Origin of the sequence: Sphingosinicella sp., assembly GCF_052387495.1 — a bacterium.
Classification (GTDB): Bacteria; Pseudomonadota; Alphaproteobacteria; order Sphingomonadales; family Sphingomonadaceae; genus Allosphingosinicella.
In genome coordinates, this window is record NZ_JBQTJC010000069.1 from 16,529 (window position 1) to 36,343 (window position 19,815).

Sequence of the window (19,815 nt, forward strand, 5' to 3'; positions counted from 1 at the left end):
GATTCGCGGCTATCTGCCACCTGTAGCGAGTACAGGAGCAAGGAAAATCATCATGCCGGCCAAGGGCGAGGGTGTGCGTGTCGGCCTCTCCCGAGGCGAGCTCGCCCGCCGCACGGGCGTCAATCTCGAGACCATCCGCTATTTCGAGCGCATAGGCATGCTGCCCGCGCCGCCGCGCACACAGGGCGGGCACCGTGTTTACGGAGAGGGGCATGTGCGCGCCTTGGGGTTCATCCGGCGCGCGCGCGATCTCGGCTTCGCGCCGGAAGAGGTTCGGGCGATCCTGGCCCTCGGCGGTCCCGGAAAGGCCAGTTGCGGCGAGGTCCGCGAGATCGCCGTTCAGCATCTGGAGCAGGTTCGGGCGAAGATGGCGGATCTTTCGCGCCTCGAGCGGCTCCTTGCGGCCACGATCGAGCATTGTTCGGGCGGGGAGGCGCCCGACTGCGCCGTCATCGATATGCTCGAAGGCGGCGGATTCGGCTAAAGCATGTAGCCGATGTCCGACGCGCCGGTCGGATAGGCGAACATCGTCGCCTTGAGATTGTCGGCCGTGAGGCCGTGGCGGATGGCGAGGCCGAACAGGTTGATCACCTCGTCGGCATGCGGTCCGACCAGGTGGGCGCCGAGGATGCGGCCGGTCCCTTCTTCAACAAGGGTCTTATAGCCGTAGACGTCCTCGTTCACCCGACGGGCCGTATACCAGCCTGACACCCGCTCCGATTTCGCGCGGAAGCGAAGCCCGGATTCCCACGCCTCGGCCTCGCTCATTCCGACGCGAGCGATCGGCGGCAGGGTGAAAGCGACGCTGGGGATGCCGCGATAGTCGGGCGTGCGCCTGTTTCCTTCGGTGAGGTTGGCCGCGACGACCTTGGCATCGTGCGCGGAGACCGGAGTCAGCGGCGGCCCGGCCTGGGCCGCGTCTCCGGCCGCATAGACGGCGGGGTTGGAGACGCTCTGGAGATGCTCGTTGAGCTTCAGGCGGCCATGTTCGATGGCGACGCCGGCGGCATCAATGTCAAGCCGAGCGAGCGCGGGCACCCGACCGGCGGCGTGCACGACGAGATCGGCCTCGATCGCCTCCCGCCGGCCATTGCTTTCCGCGCGAACGCGATAGGCGCGCTCGGTCCTCTCGATCGCTGTCACGGCGATGTTCGTGCGAATGGTGACGCCGACCCGCGCGAACGCATCCATGAGCCAGCCGACCAGCTCCGGCTCGAAATTCTTCAGCAGGCGGGGTCCGCGCTGAAGGACCGTCACTTCGGCGCCGGCCCTCGCGGCGATGTGGGAGAACTCGGCGGCGATATAGCCGCCGCCGACCATGACGATCCGGCGCGGAAGGCTGTCCATCGCCATCAAGTCTTCGCTGCTGGCGAGATGCTCCTCGCCGGAAATGCCAAGCGGCGCGGGCTCGGCGCCCGAAGCGATGAGGAAATGGCGCGCGGTCAACGCCTCGCCGGCGACCGACAGTACGTTCCTGCCCGTGAAGCGGGCCGGCCCGTGGAGCGTGGTTATCCCTAGCTCGCGGTAGCGGGTCTCATGCTTCTCCGGGATCGGATCGGTGAAGGTCCGCTTGAAGGCGATCAGCGCCCGCCAGTCGATCCGGATGTCGCCGGCGATGCCGTTCCCGCGCATCCGAAGGCTGGCCTCCATCGCTTCGGCGCCGGCGACCAGCATCTTCTTCGGGTCGCAGCCGCGCAGCGCGCAAGTGCCGCCGAACGGCCGCTCGTCGACGATCGCTGCGCGCCAGCCGGCATTCCTCACGCGCGTGACCGCCGTCTGGGCCGCCGTCCCGGTGCCGATGGCCAAAAGGTCATATTCCATTTCGAGCCTCCGCGGCAGAAACCAAGCTGCACGGGCTACAGGTTCCGCGATTGATGGTCAGAGCCCGCTCAGCTCCGCTTTGGCGATCTCGAGCATCGCGAGGTCTAGTTCCGGGTGATCCCCGTCCGCCAGATGCCAAGCCGCCGAGAGACCGGAAAATGCGGCAAACCATCGGATCAGCCGTTGGCGATCGAGCTCGGCCTCATCGGCAATGACGGTCGCCTGCCGGGCGAACCGGCCGGGAGCCGTTGCCGTCTCGAAATCGGGGTTGCGGAGGATGTTGACGAAGTCGAACGTGCGTTCGCCATGAAGCCCCTTTGGATCGATCGCGCGCCACCCTCCGCTGCCGAAATCGAGGACGTTGCCGTGATGGAGGTCGCCGTGGAGGACGACGGCACTGCTTTGCGTCGCCAGCAGCTCGGCGGTAGTCGATGCGGCGGCATCGAGAAAGGCTCCCGCCGGCGGCCCGGCCAAGAGTTCGCGGAACCAGGCCGACAGCGGCACGAGCTCTGCCGGAGGCGCTGCGCCGTGCGAATGCAGCCTGGAAGCGACGCCGCAAATGATCCGGGTGGCCTCGTCATCCCGAGAGCTTCGCGCCAATTCCGCCAAAGAGCATTCGCCGGTCGCGCGTTCCACCAGGAGCGCCGGCCCGTCATGCTCCAGAATGGGGGCGGCGCCGGTTCCGTCCCACCAGGCCATCAGCAGGTTGCCGCGCCGCTCCTCGGAGGTTCGTGCAAGCTTGAGCATGGCCGGCTGTCCGCTCCGCGATACGGGCAGGAGATCGCTGCTGTGCGTGCGGACAGGCGCGCCGTCCGCGGCGAGTCTCCACCGGCGAATGTATCGCTCGAACATTTGCCGCAGCAGACCAGCGATAACCCGGCAAGGCAACCGTGCGAGGCGCGGAGCTTGAGAACATGGCACTGCACAGGAAGCCGGCCTCTCGTCGAGATCGGGCATGACGGCGTTGGGGGAAGGCCTTCACCTGTGGCCGAGCCCGTGAGTCTCGGCAGACCCCTTCTGCGGGGCTTCGCCCCGCGATACCCCGGGCGCCCGCGGGCGATCCCCGGGATAGCGGCAAATCTCCCGCGGCAAATAGACTTGGCCGCTCCGGCGAATATAGCTGGCGGTGGAGGTTTCATGCGCAAGCAGGTTCTGGCGGCGGCGGCGTGGGTGCGGGCGGAGCGCGAACGGCTGGGCTGGTCGGTGGAGGAGCTCGCCCGCAGAGCCGACGCCATCGCGTCCGACATGGGCTGGGAGGGTCTTGTCCCGAGCGCGGCCGAGATCGAGGCGCTGGGCGCGGAGCGGCTCAAGAGCCTGCCGCGCTGGTTCAAGCTCATCCGCTATGCGATCGAGCGGGCGGGCGTGCCGGACGCGGAGGCATTGGCCTGGCTCGCCGAGCGCAACACCCATTGGCAGAGGGACGAGCCCCTCCGGATGAGCCGGCCTCTCCTGTTCGACGAGGAAGACAGAATCCTGAAGAAGATCCAGAAGCTCGACACGGACGAGCAGCGAGCCATCCGCGCCTTCATCAGCGATTTTGCCGACCGGCAATGTTACGACACGAAGGAGGAGATGGTCCGCCGCCTCCTGAAGCGGCTGGGGATCGGGATCGAAGCGCTGGCGCGCGCGCCGGCACGGGCGGGACAATGTCCTGGCTGAAGCGGTTGCTCGGCGGCAAGGCCGACGAGGCAGCGGCGCGCGAGGCGGCGACGGATGGGAGCCGCGTGACGCTAGCCGCGCATGGCCGGCGGATCGTCTCCATTCCGGAGCTCGACATGGTCGGCGAGCGCGCGGCGTCGGCGAACGGGCGCTACACCCTGGTCTGGCACGACCGCCGCTGGATCGATGGCAACGTCACCGAAGGCCGTTATCTGCTGATCGACGGCGATACTGTCTTTGTCGACGCAAAGATGGAGCGCCCGCAGGACGGCAAGGTCGCCGACGCCGGCACCTTCATCCTCAACGACTGGGGCGACAGTGACGCGCTCTCCGGCACGTTCCATGCCTTTCGGAATGACGGGAGTCCGCTTCTCTCCCGCCGCTTCTCCGCCAACCTGCTGAACAACGGCTTGTCGAGCGACGGCCGGCTGGCCGCCTGCCAGACCTGTAATGCGCCGGGATCGCCGGACAGCTCGATCCTCACCGTCTTCGACCTGGCGGCAGGTGCGGTGGTCGCGGCCTGGACCGCTGAATCCGGCTGGGCGACAGGTTATGAGTTTCCGGAAGGCGGCGACCGGATCAGGATGGTCCGGGGCGACCGGCCCTCGCTGGACTATTCGCTCGAAGGCGCGTTCCTCCACCGCCGACTCTGGCTGCAGGATGAGGTCAACAGAGGAACGCTCTACGTCATCCGCAAGGCGCTGGCCGAGGGCGAGGCGGCGACCGGCTTGTCGGTCGAGGCGCTGCGCTCCGGCGTGCGGCGGGCGCTTGCCGAAGGCGGTGAGCGGTTCGAGCCCGAGGCATGGCGGCTGCTCGGCGAGATCGAAGAGTCTGCGGGAAATGCCTCAGCGGCGCTCGATGCCTATGATCGTGCGCTTATGGCCAATCCGAAAATTGGAGTCGCGAAGCGGGCAGCAGCATTGCGGAAGGAACTGGCCGCACGTTGATACCCTGCATCCAAGGCGCATGTGCAGGATGCAAGGCCACGAATTCGAGCGGCGCGGCCCGGCGCGGGCTTCGGTGCCTCATGAGAGGCTCGTACTTTTGTCATGAGCCAATTGGCAATTGGACGATCGGGCGTTTTAGGCCGCCGGGCGGGCGCTGCGAAATGCCAGCAATATCAGGCTTGCGGTCGCAGCGAAGATGGCGCCCGCGACGAAGGTCGCGTTCGGGCCAAGACCTTCCCACAGGAGGCCCGCGGCAACGCTAGCGGCGAGCAGGGAGAGGCCGCTGGCCAAGTTGAACAGACCGAAGGCCGATCCGCGCAATCGCGGAGAGGCCGTGTCGGCAACCAGCTTTGCCAGAACGCCCTGAGTCAGCGCCATGTGAAGGCCCCAAAGGCAGATGCCGCTAAAGGCGCCGGCGAGGCCCGTGGTGAAGGCAAGGATGAGGTCGGCGAGGATCAGGCAGGCAAGGCCCGAGAGCAACAATGCCCGCGCCTGCATCCGGTCGGAGAGCGCGCCGACCGGATAAGCGCCCGCCGAATAAACGACATTCATCACGACCAGAACCAGCGGCGCGAGGAACAGCGGCAAACCCTCCGCGGTTGCCTTCAGAATGAGAAAGGCTTCGCTGAAGCGAGCGAGCGTGAACACGACCCCGATCACGACGACGATCCAATAGGCGCGACCCAGTTGCTTCAGCTCACTTAGGTTGATCGGGGCGTCGGCTTCCCCGTCCGAGCCGGCACTGTCCTTGACCCAAAAAACGACGCAGAGGACAGCCAATAGTCCCGGAATGACGGCGACCCAGAAAACGGCCCGCATATCGTTCGCGAAAAGGACCATGAGGCCGATGGCCAGCAGCGGCCCGACAAATGCCCCGACCGTATCCAGAGACTGGCGAAGGCCGAAGGCGCGCCCCCGGATCTCGATCGGCGTGACATCCGCGACCAGGGCGTCCCGGGGCGCGCCACGAATGCCCTTCCCGATGCGGTCCGCAAAGCGTGCGACCAATATCGGTAGAGCGCCTGCCGCGAGCGGGAACAACGGCTTGGAGGCCGCGCCGAGGCCGTAGCCGAGCAGGATCAGTGGCTTTCGCTTGCCGAGCCTGTCGGAGATATAGCCGGAGAAGACCTTGCTGATGCTGGCGGTGGATTCTGCGATGCCGTCGATCAGGCCGACGAGCGCTACGCTCAACCCGAGCGTTGTGGTCATGAACAGCGGCAGCAGTGCGTGGATAATCTCGGACGAGATATCCATGAACAGACTTACGATTCCCAAAGCCCAAACCGTGGGGGGAATCGCCGGACGCGGCGACCTGGTCAGCGGTCTTTCGGCCATCTCAATGCGCCAATAGCAGACGTAGATCGATCCGGTGCGGCCTATGACGGGTGCCGCCGCCGAGGACCATTCGAGAAATTCGTCCGGACGACAGGCCCCGTGGCGAGAACGTCCGCGCTGACGGTGTGAGCTTCCTCGACGACCTGGTCCCGCCGCTTGACCGGGGTGCTCGCCCCTGGGGGCGCGATTTTCGCGCTCCCGGTTTTCGAGCCTCTGCACGCCAGCTGAAGTGCGCCACGCATGGCGGCACGGAGGCGCAGACAGGCGCCGCTCGATGCAGCGAGGCTCCAATGGACGACGACATCGCCCGCGCCGCGCGGGCCAAGAAAGGAAGCCCCTTTCTCTCGACCGAGCAGGCGGCGTTCTATCTGGGGCTCAGCGCCCGCAAGCTTCAGTCGATGCGCGCAGCCGGCAGCGGCCCCTGCTTCCGTCGCCATAGCCGCTACGTGCGCTACCATATCGACGATCTCGACGCCTGGTCGAAGGGCGTCTCAGGTGCCGCTCATGCCTGAGCATCGCGAGCTGCCGCTTTTCCGCTGGGGCGAGGAACTTCGCCGTCATCGCCGTGCGCGGCAGGTGGGCCGGATCAAGATCTTCGCCGCCGCCGCAGGCGCCGCCGCGGCCACCGCCCTGGTCGGAACTTTGCTCTGGCCTCCGCGTCCGCTCCTGCTCTGGAATGCAAGCGCGAGCAGCCCGGTCGGCCTCTATCATGTGAGCCCTCCGGGGGATGCCGCTCCGGGCGACATGGTGATCGCCTGGCCGCCCGACCACGCGCGCGAGCTCGGCGCTGCGCGCCGCTATCTGCCCCGCAACGTGCCGCTGGTGAAGCGCGTCGCTGCGGCCGCCGGCGACCGGGTCTGCGCGGCGGGAGAGGCAATCTTCGTGAACGGCCGGATGGAAACGCTTCGGCGCTTGCACGACCCGTCCGGGCGTCCGATGCCGTGGTGGACCGGGTGCGAGGAAATCGCCGATGGCGACCTCTTCCTGCTGACGCCCGATGTCGCCGAAGCGTTCGACGGCCGCTATTTCGGCGTCACGCGTCGCCGGCAGATCGTGGGGCGGGCGAGGCTGATATGGCGCGGCTGAGGGCGATAATCGTCGCAGCCGCGTTGCTGTGGGCCGCGCCCGCCGCGGCCGATCCGCTGGACCGCTGGTCGCCTTATATCGCCGAAGCCTCGGCCCGCTTCGGCGTTCCCGAGGCCTGGATCCGGCGCGTTATGCGCGCCGAAAGCGGGGGCCGGACGATAGTGAGCGGGCGGCCGATCGTCAGCCGCGCCGGCGCGATGGGGCTGATGCAGCTCATGCCGGGCACGTGGAGGGAGATGCGGAGCCTGCTCGGCCTCGGCCACGACGCGCACGAGCCGCGAGACAATATCCTTGCCGGCACGGCCTATCTCCGGGCGATGTACGACCGGTTCGGCTATCCAGGGCTGTTCGCGGCCTACAATGCAGGACCGGGCCGCTACGCGGAGCATCTCGCAACCGGCAGGCGCCTCCCCGCGGAAACGGTGGCTTATGTGGCCTCGGTCGGCCGCGCGCAGCCCGAGCCACCCACGCTCCGCCAGGAGCCTCGCACGGACAGTATCTTCGTCGTGCTTGCAGCGATGCGGCCCCGGGACGCGATCGCGGCTCCGCCGCAGCCCCCCTCGCGCTCCCTTTTTGTCCCGCTGACCCCGGCTTCCCATCTGTGGACGCCCCTAAAGACGCAAGCGGCATTTTCGGAGGTTTTGGCGTAGTCGGATGCTGCCATCTGTCCGGCCTCTTGATGCAGCGATGAGAGCTGCGGGCCCGTATGGGAGTTCGCGGATCGGAACCACATCACCCTAAGCGTGCTGATGGGGCACGGTGGAAAGCCCTGGTTCTTCCGATCCCGTCTCGCCGACTGTTGCGCCATACCCTCCTTCGACCGACTACGCCTCCCGACGACCTCTGGTCCCGATGGCTATGCCACCGCGACCGGAGCCCTGTAATCCTCTTGCCTCGTCAGCAGCGCCCAGACGATGCGTGCTGTCTTGTTGGCGAGCGCGACCGTGACCAGCATCCGCGGTTTGCGCGCCAGCATCTGTTCGAGCCATGAGCCCTTGGGCGCGCCGCGCTTGCTCGCCTGAAGGACGACCGCGCTACTGCCGATGATCAGCAGCCTTCGCAGCGTGCGTTCGCCCATCTTCGAGATCGCGCCGAGCTTCTGCTTGCCGCCGGTCGAGTGCTGACGCGGCGTGAGTCCGATCCAGGCGGCAAAATCGCGGCCTTTGGCGAAGGTCCCCGGCGGTGGCGCCAGCGCGGTGATCGCGGTCGCCGTGATCGGGCCGATGCCGGGGATGGTCATCAGCCGGCGCGCGACCTCGTCTTCGCGCGACCGGCGCACGATCTCCTTGTCGAGCAAGGCGATCTGCTGATCGAGCACCGCCAGGCTGTCGAGCAGCACCATGCAAACCGAGCGCACGCCCTCGGGGACAGCTTCTCGATCGGCAAGGAGCGCGGCGAGCTTGTCCAGATGGGCCAGGCCCTTGGGCGCGATCCAGCCATACTCCGCCATATGGCTGCGCAGCGCGTTGCTGATCTGGGTCCGCTGCCGGACCAGCAGGTCGCGCCCACGAAACACCATCGCCGCCGCTTGCTGCGCTTGCGTCTTCACCGGCACGAACCGCATGCTCGGGCGCTGTGCAGCCTCACAGATCGCCTCGGCATCCGCCGCATCGTTCTTCTGCCGCTTCACGAACGGCCTCACATAGGCCGGTGCGATCAGCCGAACGTCGTGCCCCAGCTTCGCCAGCTCACGCGCCCAGTGATGCGCACCACCGCACGCCTCCAGCACGACACGGCAACGCGGCTGCGACGCGAAAAACCGCAAGAGCTTCGCCCTGCTGATCTTCTTGCGAAGCACGGCTCGGCCAAACGCATCCGCACCGTGAACCTGAAAAACATGCTTGGCGATGTCCAACCCAATGATGCTAACTTCCAACACGGACGCCTCCCTCAAGTGGTGCTCAACACCGCCACTCTGGCACATCGATGCCGTCGGGGGGCGTCCACCCCATCACCCAACCGAGTAATTTTCGCAGGCCGGTCGTGGAAACCCCGGAGAAGCGGCGGTGGTGGAGGGGAGGAGGCGGTCGGGTCCGGATCCGGTGAAGCGAAGGAGGCCGACGTGCGTCGTCCGAACAGTGCGGAAGTCTTGCAATCGCTTGAGGCGGAGGGCCGGGACCTCGTCGAGCGGCTCGGCGGCACATGGCAGCGAAATGGCGGCATGTGCCGCTGTCCGGCCCATGACGACCGCACGCCCTCGCTCAGCATCCGCGCGGGCGCGCGCCGCTTGCTCTTCCACTGCTTCGCCGGCTGCGAGAGCGGCAGGATCATTCGCGCGCTGATCGCGCTGCAGCTGCTTGGGCCCGAACCCTCCGCGGCCCGCGGCGAGAGTATCGGGACGCCTGCCGATGGAGACCGCCGCAATCGCGGCGCGGCGGCAAGGCTCTGGTCGGCCGCACGTCCGCTCGAAGGCTCGCCGGCGGAAGCCTATTTGCGAGGCCGGGGCCTGGCGCCCGCGACCTCCGACCTCCGCTACCATCCGCGCACGCCTTATGGTCGCGGCGCGCTTGCCATCTTTCGCCCCGCCATGCTTGCCGCCGTTCGCGACGATGCCGGGCTGGTCGGCGTCCACCGGACCTTCCTCGACCCGCGCACGTCCCGGCTCGCGGACCTGCCCTTGCCGAAACGGGCGCTCGGCCGTCTGGGGCAAGGCGCCGTGCGCCTCCAGCCGGTCCGGAACGGGACGTTGGGGTGGGCCGAGGGCATCGAGAATGCGATGGCCGCGACCGGGCTTTTTGGGGTCGCTTGCTGGGCCACGCTCGGCACCGAGCGCTTCGCGCGCGTCGCCCTCCCGCCTGGGGTTCGCCGGTTGATCCTCTTCCTGGACAATGATCCCGGCGGACAGCGCGCCGAGAAGCTGGCCCGTGAAGCGCTTGCGGCGACCGGTCTCGAGATCCTTGCCCGCTATCCGCGGCGCCCGGGCGCCGACTGGAACGACATGCTCCTCGAACGCATCCGCGCATGAACCGAGAGAGAGGAAAGGCAGCGGGGGGACGCTGGACCGGCCGGGCGATGGTCGCCCCGGCCAAGCCAGTGGAGACCCGACATGCAGCTCGCGCTTGCGCCCCGGAGCGGCGACGCCCCCGACCCCATCCTGCAAACCGCCGAAATTCTCGCCGGGATGCTCGCGGCCGGCCGTCCGCCCGGACGGGAAACCCTGCGGACGCTGATGTCCGAGGCGACCGGACTTTCTGACGCCGATGGCGGCTGGACCTTGCGCGATGCCTATGATGCGCTCGAGCTCGCCCAGGTCCTGCTGGCCACCGGATCGTTCACCCCGCTCGACGAGCGCCAGCCCGCCGAGACGCTGGAGCGGCTCGAATCACTGGCCGGTTCGCTCCCGACCCAGACCCACCGCGGCGAGGAGCAGATCGCTCTTCAGGCCTTCTCGACGCCGCTTCCGCTGGCCTGGCTCGTCGGCCTTGCCGGTCATCCCTCGTCGAACGATCTCCTCCTCGAGCCTTCGGCCGGGACCGGGCTGCTCGCCTTTCTCGCCGCGCGCGCCGGCGCTCGCCTCCACCTCAACGAGATTGACCCCGGGCGACGACGCTGCCTCGCCGCGGCCTATCCGCGCGCGGCGGTCACCGGGCATGACGGCGAACTGATCCACGACCTGCTCGATCCGGACATCCGCCCGACCCTGGTCCTCATGAACCCGCCCTTCGCGCGCGGGTTCGGGCGGGGGGAAGATCGTTATGCGGCCGCCCGCCACCTTCTTGGATCGCTGACCCGCCTCGCGCCTGGCGGACGGCTCGTCGCCATCATGCCGGAGAGCTTTTGCGAGTCCGGGTCGGGCAAGGCGTTGCGCGCCAGAGCCGACCGGGTGGCGACGCCGCGCCTCGACGCCTTGCTGGCACGGGGCCTGTTCGCGAAGCACGGCACCGGCATCGCGGTCCGGTTCGTCGTCTATGACAAAATGCGCGACGCGCGCGCGCCGACCCGGGCCCAGGCCGATCGACTTGGCCAACTGCTGTCGCTGGTCGAGGCGCTGCCGGCGCGCGGCACGCCGCTGCTCAAGCCGCTCGCGCCGCGCATTCCAAATCTGTCGCTGTTCGCGCGGCGTCCGGCTTCGTCCATGCCTGCCTCCCCGGCGCGCGCCACGGGCGCGGGCCGCGCCTGCGAGCCGCTCGTCTACCGGTCGCTCGACCATCCGGCGCCGGTCGCGGAGCAGGTCGGGCTCTATCTTCCCTATCGGCCGAGCCGGGTGGCAATCCCGGGGGCTTCGGCTCATCCGACGCCGCTCGTCGAGTCGCTCGCCATGGGCTCGATCGCCGCGCCGAGGCCGACCCATGCTCCGACCTTGCCCGCCGGGCTGGTCGCGAGCGGCGGCCTCTCGGAAGCGCAGCTCGAGACTTTGATCTATGCGGGCTCGGCGTTCGAACGCGACCTGCCAGGCCTCTTCCTGCCCGCTCGGGAGGGCTGCGCGATGGCGGCCGACGAGGCCGGAGCGCCTTATCGCTGCGGCTATTTTCTCGGCGACGGCACCGGCGCCGGCAAGGGACGCCAGGTGGCCGGCATCATCCTCGACCAATGGCTTCGCGGCAATGGCCGCCACATCTGGCTCAGCAAGAACGAAACTTTGCTTGAGGACGCCCGCCGCGACTGGTCGGCGCTCGGCGGTCTGCCGCTCGACATCCAGCCGCTCTCGCAATGGAAGCTGGGTGCCCCGATCGCCATGGACCGGGGCATATTGTTCGTGACCTACCCGACGCTGCGCTCCGGACGGGCCGACGCCACCCGGCTGCGGCAGCTCCTCGATTGGGCGACCGCCGAATTCGACGGCGTCATCGCGTTCGACGAGGCGCACGCCATGGCCAATGCGGCGGGCGGCGAGGGGAGCAGGGGCAAGGTCAAGGGATCCGAGCAGGGCGTGGCCGGCGTCAGGCTTCAGAATCTGCTGCCGCGCGCCCGCATCCTCTACGCATCGGCGACCGGCGCCTCGGACGTCAACAATCTCGCTTATGCCATGCGGCTCGGCCTTTGGGGCCCGGAGACCGCGTTCGCCGACCGCACCGCCTTCGTCGCCGCGATCCGCGACGGCGGCATCGCCGCGATGGAGCTGGTCGCGCGCGACCTCAAAGCACTCGGCCTCTACACGGCCCGGGCGCTGTCCTTCGCCGGCGTCGAATATGACGTGCTCGAGCACGAGCTGACCGGCGAACAGACCGCCATCTATGATGCTTATGCCGATGCCTGGGCGATCATCCACGCCAATCTGTCGACGGCGCTCGAAGCGACCCGAGTGGTCGATGACGCGACCGGCGCCACCTTGAACGCGAACGCCAAGTCCGCGGCGCTGTCGCGGTTCGAAGGCTGCAAGCAGCGCTTCTTCGGCCAGTTGCTGCTCTCGATGAAGCTGCCGAGCCTCGTCCCCGCGATCGGCGCCGACCTGGCGGCCGGGCAGGCGGTCGTCGTCCAGCTCGTCTCCACCGCCGAGGCGATGCTCGACCGAAGGCTCGCCGAGCTCAGCCCGGCGGAACGGGAGGCGCTCGAGATCGACCTCAGCCCCCGCGAATATGTGATCGACTATCTCAGCGCCGCTTTCCCGACCCGTCAGATGCGCGTCTTCACCGACGATGAGGGCAATGTCCGCTCCGAGCCGCTGTCCGACGAGGAGGGACGCCCCGTTCACAGCCAGGAGGCGCTCCGGGCGCGCGACGACCTGATCGAGCAGCTTTGCGCGCTGCCCGCGATCGGGACCGCGCTCGACACCTTGATCGAGCGGTTCGGAACGGACGCGCTCGCCGAGGTCACGGGCCGGACGCGCCGGCTCGTCGTCGGTGCCGACGGACGCCAGAAGATCGAGAACCGGACCGGGCGGTCGAACCTGGTCGAGACGGATGCATTCATGCGCGGCGACAAAAGCATCCTGATCTTCTCGGACGCCGGCGGCACCGGCCGAAGCTATCATGCCTGCCTCGGGGCGAAGAACCAGTCCCGGCGCATCCACTATCTGCTCGAGCCGGGCTGGCGCGCCGACGCAGCGATCCAGGGGCTCGGTCGCACGCACCGCACGCGGCAGGCGTCCGCGCCCTTGTTCCGGCCGGTGACCACCGACGTCCGCGGCGAACGACGGTTCATTTCGACGATCGCGCGGCGGCTGGACTCGCTTGGCGCGCTCACCCGCGGCCAGCGCCAGACCGGCGGCCAGAATCTGTTCGATCCGGCCGACAATCTCGAAAGCCGCTACGCCAAGGACGCCCTCACCAGCTGGTATCATCTGCTGGCCGCCGGCAAGCTCGGTTCGGTCACGCTCGGCCAGTTCCAGTCGCTGACCGGATTGAAGCTCGAGGGCGAGGACGGCGCGCTTCGCGAGGACCTTCCGCCGATCCAGCGCTGGCTGAACCGGCTGCTCGCCTTGCGCATCGCCCTCCAGAATTCGATCTTCGACGAGTTTCTCGGCCTGGTCGAAGCGAGGGTCGCGGCGGCGCGCGAGGCCGGGACCCTCGATCTCGGGGTCGAGACCGTGCCGGTCGACAGTTTCGAGATCCTCGAGGACCGGATCATCCGCACCGACCCGCGGTCCGGCGCCACCACCCATCTCTTGCGCATCGAGCTTGCCCGACGGCTGCGGCCGATGAGCCTCGAGTGGCTGCGCGAGCTCAGCGCATCGCGTCCGGACGCCGTGCCGATGCTGAACGCTCGATCCGGCAAGGTCGCGCTCCGTGTCAGAGCCCGCAGCCTGATGTCGGAGGAGGGGGTGCCGATCGCCCGCTTCGAGCTGATCCGCCCGCTGAAGCGCGAATATCTGCCCTGCGACCGGCTGGACGAGACCAGTTGGGAGGCCGCACCTCGCGAAGCGTTCGAATGCGTCTGGCAGGCCGAGGTCCGGCAGGCAGAGGAAACCTTGCGCCGGGAGACGCTGCACCTCGCGACCGGGCTGTTGCTGCCGGTCTGGGACAAATTGCCCGACGATCATGTTCAGGTGATGCGGATCGCCGCCGCCGACGGCCGCTCGCTGCTCGGGCGCGAGATCCCGGCCGCCGCGCTCGGCGAGCTCGGCACCAAGCTCGGCCTCGACATCCCGCTCGACGTCCCGCCCGACGAGCTGGCCGCGACGGTGCTGCGCTCCGGCCGATCCCTCCCGGTCCGCGGTGTCGAGGACCTCGTCCTGAAGCGCGCGCTGGTGAACGGCAGCCAGCGGCTGGAGTTGACTGGATTCTCGGCGGCGCGGCTTCCTTGGTACAAGTCGCATGGCTGCTTCACCGAGATCGTCCGCTACCAGACTCGGTTGTTCGTACCGGCGGACCGGGCGGCCCAGGTGCTGGAGCGGCTCATCCGCAAAACCTAGCGGGCAATGCCGGTTACAATCGGTTGGTAGAATCCGGTGTCGCGAGGCTCATGCCAGGCCACTTGCGTGAAGCCTGCATCCTCAAGGGCTCGTTCGATCTCCATCCGTCGATGCGGATAGAGTCGAAACTCGTAGAGGCTAGCCTGCCACGCAGATCGCTTTTCAAGGACGAACAGCGTCACATCGACCGCGCTTCCATCTTCCGCCCAAACCCATCCTTGACCGACAATCCGGAAAGAACCTTTGCTAACTATTGAACGAGGTGATGATCCTCCCGGCCGCGCGTTCAAGAGCGCATCATAGTCTCGCATCGATGCAAGGAAAACTGCACCGGCAGGCAGGCGCCGCCGGATAGCCGTCAAACTTCCGGGAAGCTCATTTCGATCGAAATGAGCCAGCGAATTGTCGACTGAGATCGCCACATCAAATTCGTGCGCGAACTGGGCATTGCGGATGTCGATGTCTTCGAACCGCGCGAGAATTCCCCTCTTACGGCTTTCTTCTCTCGCGCGCTGGACCGATCCTCCGCTCACATCGACGCCAACGACATCATATCCCAGCGCGGCCAACGGCAACGATTGCGTTCCAATCCCGCAGGCGCAATCGAGCAGTCTGGCTCGGGGAAGTACTCCTCGTGACCGCAATACGAGGTCGATCCTCTCCGCCGAAGCGCGCGCACGAGCCCACCAATCGTCAAACAGAAGATGATAGCTGTAGGCCAGCCGATCATAGACGCCTGCAACGGCTGTCACGTCAGCACTGCGCGGACGCTGGATCATATCCGCTCGCCATCGAGGCTCGGTGCGCGCGCCTCCGCTGAGAGTTGCAATTCGCTGAAGACATGGATCAGGTAGTCGCCGAGACCTTCGCTCAAATCCTTGTCCGCACGAAGGCAGGAGACGGCCTCCGTGACGGTCGAGGGGAGAGTGGTACTCCTCTTTGCTCCTGTCGCTCCAATAATGGAACCGGCGAGAATCATCGCGGCGAACGCGAGGTGCGGATTTGCAAGATTATCGAGCGCGCGAAACTCGATCCGTCCTGATGGGATTCCGGTTACGGAAGTAGGAATTCGCAGGGCGGATCCCCTCATCTCATATTCCACGGACGCTCGCGCGCCGGCCCATTTGCTTCGCTTGAGCCGCTCGTGACTGATTCTCGCCGGAGCTGTGATCGCCAAGAGAGCAGGGAGATGGTGCAGCAACCCGTCCGCGAACGCTTCGATGTCCGGGCAATTCGGATCGCCGCTCTTTTCTGGGCAATCGTCAAAGCTCCAGTGGACATGAAGCCCGTTCGCTACACCAGTGCTCTCGACATAGGGGCTTAGGTTCGCGGCAAGCCCGAACCCTTGCGCCACGTTCGAGATAGTTTCGCGCACAATCACGACAGCATCGGCCATTTTCATTGGGTTCATCGGAGAGAGACCCACCTCGAACTGGGTTTCGCCCGCTTCGGCGTGATAGTGGCTGACGCCAAGACCCTGCTGCTCAATCGCCGACACGATTGCCGAGACCACTTGAATGTTGGCGTTCAACGCCGCTGCATTGCAGTAGTGAGATCCCACATTCGCCGGCCGCGCTGCATCCTCCAGGACGAACTCGCACTCCACGGCCGCCTGCAGCCGGTGCAACCCGCGCTCGTCGATCCGCTCAAGGACCCGGCGCAGCGCGGACCGAGGACAAATCTGGCAGCCCGCATCTGTTGCTTCGAGATCGCACAGAAATCGGCCATGATCGGGAAGCCAAGGAAGCTTGGCGAATGTCGAGACGTCCGCAGCGAGCCAAACTGATCGATTGGGGTCAACGCGGCCGTTCAGATCCGGCGCTGAAATTGAAGTTCCCACCCGCTTTCGATGGAAGGCTTCTGATGCCACGATCTTGGCACGAACGGTCCCGGACAGATCGCACCAAGCCAAGTGCAGGAACCTGGTATCGGAGACGGCCAGTTCAGGAACGTCGCGTCCAATCTGATTGAGATGGAGCCGAGGGGGGTGGCCGAATCACCAGTTCGATGAGTCCCGCGCGGGCGAGCTCGCGTATCAGCTTCGGGACCACCCGCGCGGCAGCCGGCACCTCGGCTTGAAGTTCGCTGATGCGAGCAGGTCGGTCGACCAACCGCTCGATCAGTGGTCGGACCGGCGCGGCGAACTCAAACTCCTTGCCGGCTGTGTGCACGACGACTTGCCCATCGTCAGTGAGCTCAAATCTGGCGCGACTGCCCCTCCAGATGACGGTGGGATCATCGCCCTCCAGCGCATCAGCCGAGATGACCCACGGAAGGTTGGTGACCAGAGGCGGCGGTGCATCCTCATCCTGCTCTCGGAGAAATTGCCCGAGCAGATCCTCCTGGGCCAAGAGGTCGGCAACGATGCTCTTGAGGCGTGCCTCGTAGGCCAGTGCATTTCCTTCGCCTTCGAACCGAGGGATGTCACTCCTCACCACCGGGTCATCACGCATCCTGTCGATAAGCCAGGAAAGAAAATCGACTCCTTTTCGTTTGGTGACGCCAATGGCCAAATGCAGCGATGGCTCCCCCAGCCCGAAGACGGTGTGCCATGCGCCTCGCGGGACATACAACACATCTCCGGGATGAACCTCGATCTCGTCGATTGGCTCTGGCGGTGGAAGATCGGTTGCCTCGACGTCCAACGCGAGAGGCGCGGCACGGGAAAATCCGTAGAGGCTCCATTTCTTGCGACCGGCAAGCTGGAGCGCGAAGACATCATGGTCGTCCCAGTGTACCCCAAATCCCTGATCGCTACCGAACGAAGCATAGCAATTCATCCGCACACGATCGCGCAACAACCCCTCAAGGTCGATTGCCAACTCGCGCAGTGAGTCCGAGATCTCTTCGACCCCATCAATCACGAGCGTTCCGCCCCCGGATAACGCTCGCTGCAGCTGGTCAGTGCGGAGCCAGGAAGTGGCCACGGGTGATCGAGAGACCGTCCACGCGTGCAGATTGACGCCGGTTAGTTTCTCCGGGCGTGAATGAGCGAGGCGTATTCTGGGCGGATAAAGCCGATGACTCCTGAGGAGCTGGTTGAGGTCATCCCAGCCAAAGGGGGAATGAGAGGGTGTAGCGGCAGGCAGCAGGCAATGACGACGACCATAGTGCTCCGAGAAGAATTCCGCAGGAAGGCTGACGTTCAGCGCCCGCTCGACGTGCCGTACGAGTGTTCCTTGAGCCTGCAACGTGCGCGGCTTACGAGCCGTCGTCGTCCTTTTTATCTTCAGGATTACGCGGCTTCCCTTCTTCGCCGGCGTCATTGTGATTCATATACCGGTATTTCACGCGGTGCTTTTCCCGAACGGTAATGAACGAGTCGACGTCCAATTCGCCAAGCAGCGCGGCGACAGGAAGGGGCGTGGACTGCGAAACTCCAAGCTGAGCGGCCATGAAATCCTCCTCAATTGGACGCCTAGATGATGACATTGGATCAAAGCCTGAGTCAACGGCTCGCATGCGACAAACTAGAGTATGCAGGGCCAGGGCGCATCCAGGGAGATCATTCGCAATCAGACCCGGCTGTTCGTCTCGATCGACGGCGCCGCGCCAGTGCTGGAGCGCCTGTTCCGGGCCGATTGTTGACCGCCACGGCTTCGACCCTCAACATTGTGCAGCGCGAGGACAGCCATGGCGGACGAAACCGGCCCCAACGACGATTTCGATGAAAGCTGGATCGACGAGCCCTTTGCCGATCCGGCCATTCGCGAAGATTACACTAAGGCGCTCGGCCGGCTGATCCTGGCCCATAATGAAGTCGATTTCTGGATCTCGGCCTTGCTGACCAAGGCGGTGGCGAAGATCGAACCGGATGGCGCGCTCGATAGCCTCACCGACGGCACCTTCCACCAGCGCGCCACCAATCTCTTGCTCTTGATGAAGCTTGCGCCGCAGCTGCCGCTTGGCGGCGTGGGAAAGGGAAGGCTGTTAGAGTTGAACGGCTTTCGCAACATTCTGGCGCACGGGCACGTCGATCAGGATCCCTACGAGGGAACGTTCGACGTGGTCCGCGCCCGCCGTCGCGGGCAGAATGTGAAGCGCGCCCAGGACATCGATGCGGCCAAGATCAACGCCCGCGCCAAGGAACTCGAAGATATCGCCTCGCACATGTCGACGGTGAATGACTTCTTCGACGTCCCGATCGATCAAAAGGAGTTCGAAGCCTACATGGCCGGGCAGCTCGAGGCCGGCGGCGAACGCTCCGGCTAAGCGAGTATCAGCAGACGACTAGCGTGGCGCGCGCGTCATTCGACTCCTGGCGCGCCCTGAACGCGGATGTTCAGGCTAGACGCCCCGCCGCACTGCCGACCGGCATCGGGGATGAGTCGCTAGCTCGGCGCCCGGAACCGCCTTCTCGTCAGGTCGACCTCGCCATGCGTGCGCAGCAGCCTTTGCAGCCGCCGATCAATCCATTTGCGGGAGATGTCGGTGAGCTGCATGCCTGGCTTGCGCAGGTAAGAGAGGAACGGATCGGTGTTGCCGCGCCCGGCGCGGGCGTTGTCCTGCGTCGACCGCCACGCGTCCGCGCCGAGAGCGCTCAGCATCTCGGCCATCGATATGCCGACTCCAAGCTCGGCATCGACGAAGTGCGCGTCATGCACGCGAATGTAATTCTTGTAGCGCGACTTCCATGACCGTGCGTCGATCTCCTTCTTCGTCGCCACGTCCTCCTTGTCGCGGTGGCGCCAGCCGGTCGCGTAACCGAAGATCAGGATATCGTCGGGCGCGGCGATTCTGGCCATATAGAGCAGGTCGCCATCCTCGATCTGCCGCGGTCGTTGCGCGGTGGGGTAGGTGCAGGCCCAGGCGCAGCCAGATTCCGCGACCATGTCGGCGATGTCGAGGTCGAGCGGGGCTCGTTCGCCGGCGGTCCCCATGAATTTCAAGAATGCCTGGTTCGGATATTCGTCCGGCTTGCGAGCGCTCGCCGCCAGCGGGCCGCGAGGCCCCCTGGCGCCATGGTCCGGAAGCTTCGATCTCGTCCCTCCACCACCCTTGCGGCGGGCGGCCGCGACCACCTTGCGCCATTCGGCGAGCCGCCCTCTCGTGAGATCCTCGCCTGACTTGAGCCACAGGCGATCGAAATAGCTCTGGCAGGCCGCGAGCACCTCGGCCTCGTCCGAAATGAACCCGAACTCATGGTTGCGCAGCATGCCGGCGTCGGTGACGTTCGCGCTCGTGCCGATCGCGCTGGCGCCGCCGAACAGGAAGACCTTCGAATGCAGCCCCCGCTTTCCGCGAATCCTTGCGCCGGCGTCGAGAAGGACCTCAAGCGCCTCGAGGTCGCTGACGCCGTCATAATAGCAGTTGAGATCGAACCGCGTGATCACCTCGACGCCGCCCGCGCCGGCTTCAAGGATGCGTGACACCGCCCGCTCCTTGATGAACGGGCAGACGATACGAAGCCCATCAGGACTCGTCCGCCTGGCGCACAGCACCACGTCGTCCCACCCCTCGCTGACCAGACGAAACATCGATCACCTCCACTTTTGCGGGCCGACCCCCCGGTTCCAGCGACCTGCGTTGCCGTGCCTCGAGCTGCCGGATCGGGCAACGATGCGATTCAGTACAGCGATTGGCGGGCAATCCAAAGTTCAGCGGAGGTTGGCGTCCAGTAAGCGCAAAGAAGAAGTCGGGCGCCCGAGGTCGGCCCGGAATATCATCACGAACCTG

The 19,815-nt window shown here is 66.3% G+C and carries 18 protein-coding genes; 9 read left to right on the top strand and 9 right to left on the bottom strand.

Features of this window, described 5'->3' with window-relative positions; translation table 11 throughout:
* Positions 1-52 precede the first annotated feature (52 nt).
* A complete protein-coding gene (locus tag ACT4N8_RS03825) occupies positions 53-484 on the top strand; it encodes a MerR family transcriptional regulator (protein ID WP_444856809.1) in 432 nt (143 codons plus the stop codon).
* Here ACT4N8_RS03825 and ACT4N8_RS03830 read toward each other — a convergent pair.
* Together ACT4N8_RS03830 and ACT4N8_RS03835 are read right to left on the bottom strand one after the other, a co-directional pair.
* Positions 481-1,821, bottom strand: a complete 1,341-nt coding sequence (locus ACT4N8_RS03830) for a dihydrolipoyl dehydrogenase family protein (protein WP_444856810.1) — start codon at positions 1,819-1,821, stop codon at positions 481-483. The two genes, ACT4N8_RS03825 and ACT4N8_RS03830, sit on opposite strands and share 4 nt — an antisense overlap.
* A gap of 57 nt (positions 1,822-1,878) precedes the next feature.
* Positions 1,879-2,778: an aminoglycoside phosphotransferase family protein gene (locus ACT4N8_RS03835; protein ID WP_444856811.1), complete on the bottom strand. Its 900-nt coding sequence runs from the start codon at positions 2,776-2,778 to the stop codon at positions 1,879-1,881.
* A 180-nt stretch (positions 2,779-2,958) separates the two neighbouring features.
* Between ACT4N8_RS03835 and ACT4N8_RS03840 the strand changes: the two genes are divergently transcribed.
* Positions 2,959-3,480 carry a hypothetical protein gene (locus ACT4N8_RS03840; protein ID WP_444856812.1) on the top strand — a complete coding sequence of 174 codons (522 nt, stop codon included), beginning with the start codon at positions 2,959-2,961 and terminating at the stop codon, positions 3,478-3,480.
* The gene (locus tag ACT4N8_RS03845; protein WP_444856813.1) at positions 3,468-4,427 is read left to right on the top strand and encodes a hypothetical protein; all 960 of its coding nucleotides are present in this window, start codon (positions 3,468-3,470) and stop codon (positions 4,425-4,427) included. The genes ACT4N8_RS03840 and ACT4N8_RS03845 overlap by 13 nt, the downstream gene beginning before the upstream one ends.
* Positions 4,428-4,562: 135 nt before the next feature.
* Here ACT4N8_RS03845 and ACT4N8_RS03850 read toward each other — a convergent pair whose 3' ends face one another.
* Positions 4,563-5,762 (bottom strand): MFS transporter, encoded by a 1,200-nt coding sequence (locus tag ACT4N8_RS03850; protein WP_444856814.1) that lies wholly within the window; start codon positions 5,760-5,762, stop codon positions 4,563-4,565.
* Positions 5,763-6,052: 290 nt separating this feature from the next.
* Here ACT4N8_RS03850 and ACT4N8_RS03855 point away from each other — a divergent pair, with 290 nt between their 5' ends.
* From ACT4N8_RS03855 to ACT4N8_RS03865, 3 genes are read left to right on the top strand one after another with little or no spacing between them, the layout of a single operon-like run.
* The gene (locus ACT4N8_RS03855; protein WP_444856815.1) at positions 6,053-6,274 is read left to right on the top strand and encodes a helix-turn-helix domain-containing protein; all 222 of its coding nucleotides are present in this window, start codon (positions 6,053-6,055) and stop codon (positions 6,272-6,274) included.
* On the top strand, positions 6,267-6,848 hold the full coding sequence (locus ACT4N8_RS03860) for a S26 family signal peptidase (protein ID WP_444856836.1): 582 nt from the start codon (positions 6,267-6,269) through the stop codon (positions 6,846-6,848). Before ACT4N8_RS03855 ends, ACT4N8_RS03860 begins: the two co-directional genes overlap by 8 nt.
* Positions 6,836-7,498, top strand: a complete 663-nt coding sequence (locus tag ACT4N8_RS03865) for a lytic transglycosylase domain-containing protein (protein WP_444856816.1) — start codon at positions 6,836-6,838, stop codon at positions 7,496-7,498. Before ACT4N8_RS03860 ends, ACT4N8_RS03865 begins: the two co-directional genes overlap by 13 nt.
* A gap of 206 nt (positions 7,499-7,704) precedes the next feature.
* Here ACT4N8_RS03865 and ACT4N8_RS03870 read toward each other — a convergent pair whose 3' ends face one another.
* Positions 7,705-8,727 (bottom strand): IS110 family transposase, encoded by a 1,023-nt coding sequence (locus ACT4N8_RS03870; RefSeq protein WP_444856817.1) that lies wholly within the window; start codon positions 8,725-8,727, stop codon positions 7,705-7,707.
* A 183-nt stretch (positions 8,728-8,910) separates the two neighbouring features.
* Between ACT4N8_RS03870 and ACT4N8_RS03875 the strand changes: the two genes are divergently transcribed.
* The gene (locus ACT4N8_RS03875; protein WP_444856818.1) at positions 8,911-9,813 is read left to right on the top strand and encodes a DUF7146 domain-containing protein; all 903 of its coding nucleotides are present in this window, start codon (positions 8,911-8,913) and stop codon (positions 9,811-9,813) included.
* Positions 9,814-9,894: 81 nt separating this feature from the next.
* A complete protein-coding gene (locus ACT4N8_RS03880) occupies positions 9,895-14,139 on the top strand; it encodes a strawberry notch-like NTP hydrolase domain-containing protein (RefSeq protein ID WP_444856819.1) in 4,245 nt (1,414 codons plus the stop codon).
* Here ACT4N8_RS03880 and ACT4N8_RS03885 read toward each other — a convergent pair.
* From ACT4N8_RS03885 to ACT4N8_RS03900, 4 genes are read right to left on the bottom strand one after another with little or no spacing between them, the layout of a single operon-like run.
* Complete coding sequence (locus tag ACT4N8_RS03885) at positions 14,136-14,918, bottom strand: class I SAM-dependent DNA methyltransferase (RefSeq protein WP_444856820.1); 783 nt, start codon at positions 14,916-14,918, stop codon at positions 14,136-14,138. The genes ACT4N8_RS03880 and ACT4N8_RS03885 overlap by 4 nt on opposite strands.
* Positions 14,915-16,051: a hypothetical protein gene (locus tag ACT4N8_RS03890; protein WP_444856821.1), complete on the bottom strand. Its 1,137-nt coding sequence runs from the start codon at positions 16,049-16,051 to the stop codon at positions 14,915-14,917. The genes ACT4N8_RS03885 and ACT4N8_RS03890 overlap by 4 nt, the downstream gene beginning before the upstream one ends.
* Positions 16,052-16,082: 31 nt before the next feature.
* Positions 16,083-17,405, bottom strand: a complete 1,323-nt coding sequence (locus tag ACT4N8_RS03895) for a cupin domain-containing protein (protein ID WP_444856822.1) — start codon at positions 17,403-17,405, stop codon at positions 16,083-16,085.
* Positions 17,341-17,535 (bottom strand): hypothetical protein, encoded by a 195-nt coding sequence (locus tag ACT4N8_RS03900; RefSeq protein ID WP_444856823.1) that lies wholly within the window; start codon positions 17,533-17,535, stop codon positions 17,341-17,343. Before ACT4N8_RS03900 ends, ACT4N8_RS03895 begins: the two co-directional genes overlap by 65 nt.
* A 237-nt stretch (positions 17,536-17,772) precedes the next feature.
* On the opposite strand from ACT4N8_RS03900, the gene ACT4N8_RS03905 reads away from it, so the two are divergent.
* Positions 17,773-18,351, top strand: a complete 579-nt coding sequence (locus ACT4N8_RS03905; protein ID WP_444856824.1) for a hypothetical protein — start codon at positions 17,773-17,775, stop codon at positions 18,349-18,351.
* A 119-nt stretch (positions 18,352-18,470) separates the two neighbouring features.
* Here ACT4N8_RS03905 and ACT4N8_RS03910 read toward each other — a convergent pair whose 3' ends face one another.
* A complete protein-coding gene (locus tag ACT4N8_RS03910) occupies positions 18,471-19,616 on the bottom strand; it encodes a phospholipase D family protein (protein ID WP_444856825.1) in 1,146 nt (381 codons plus the stop codon).
* Positions 19,617-19,815 lie beyond the last annotated feature (199 nt).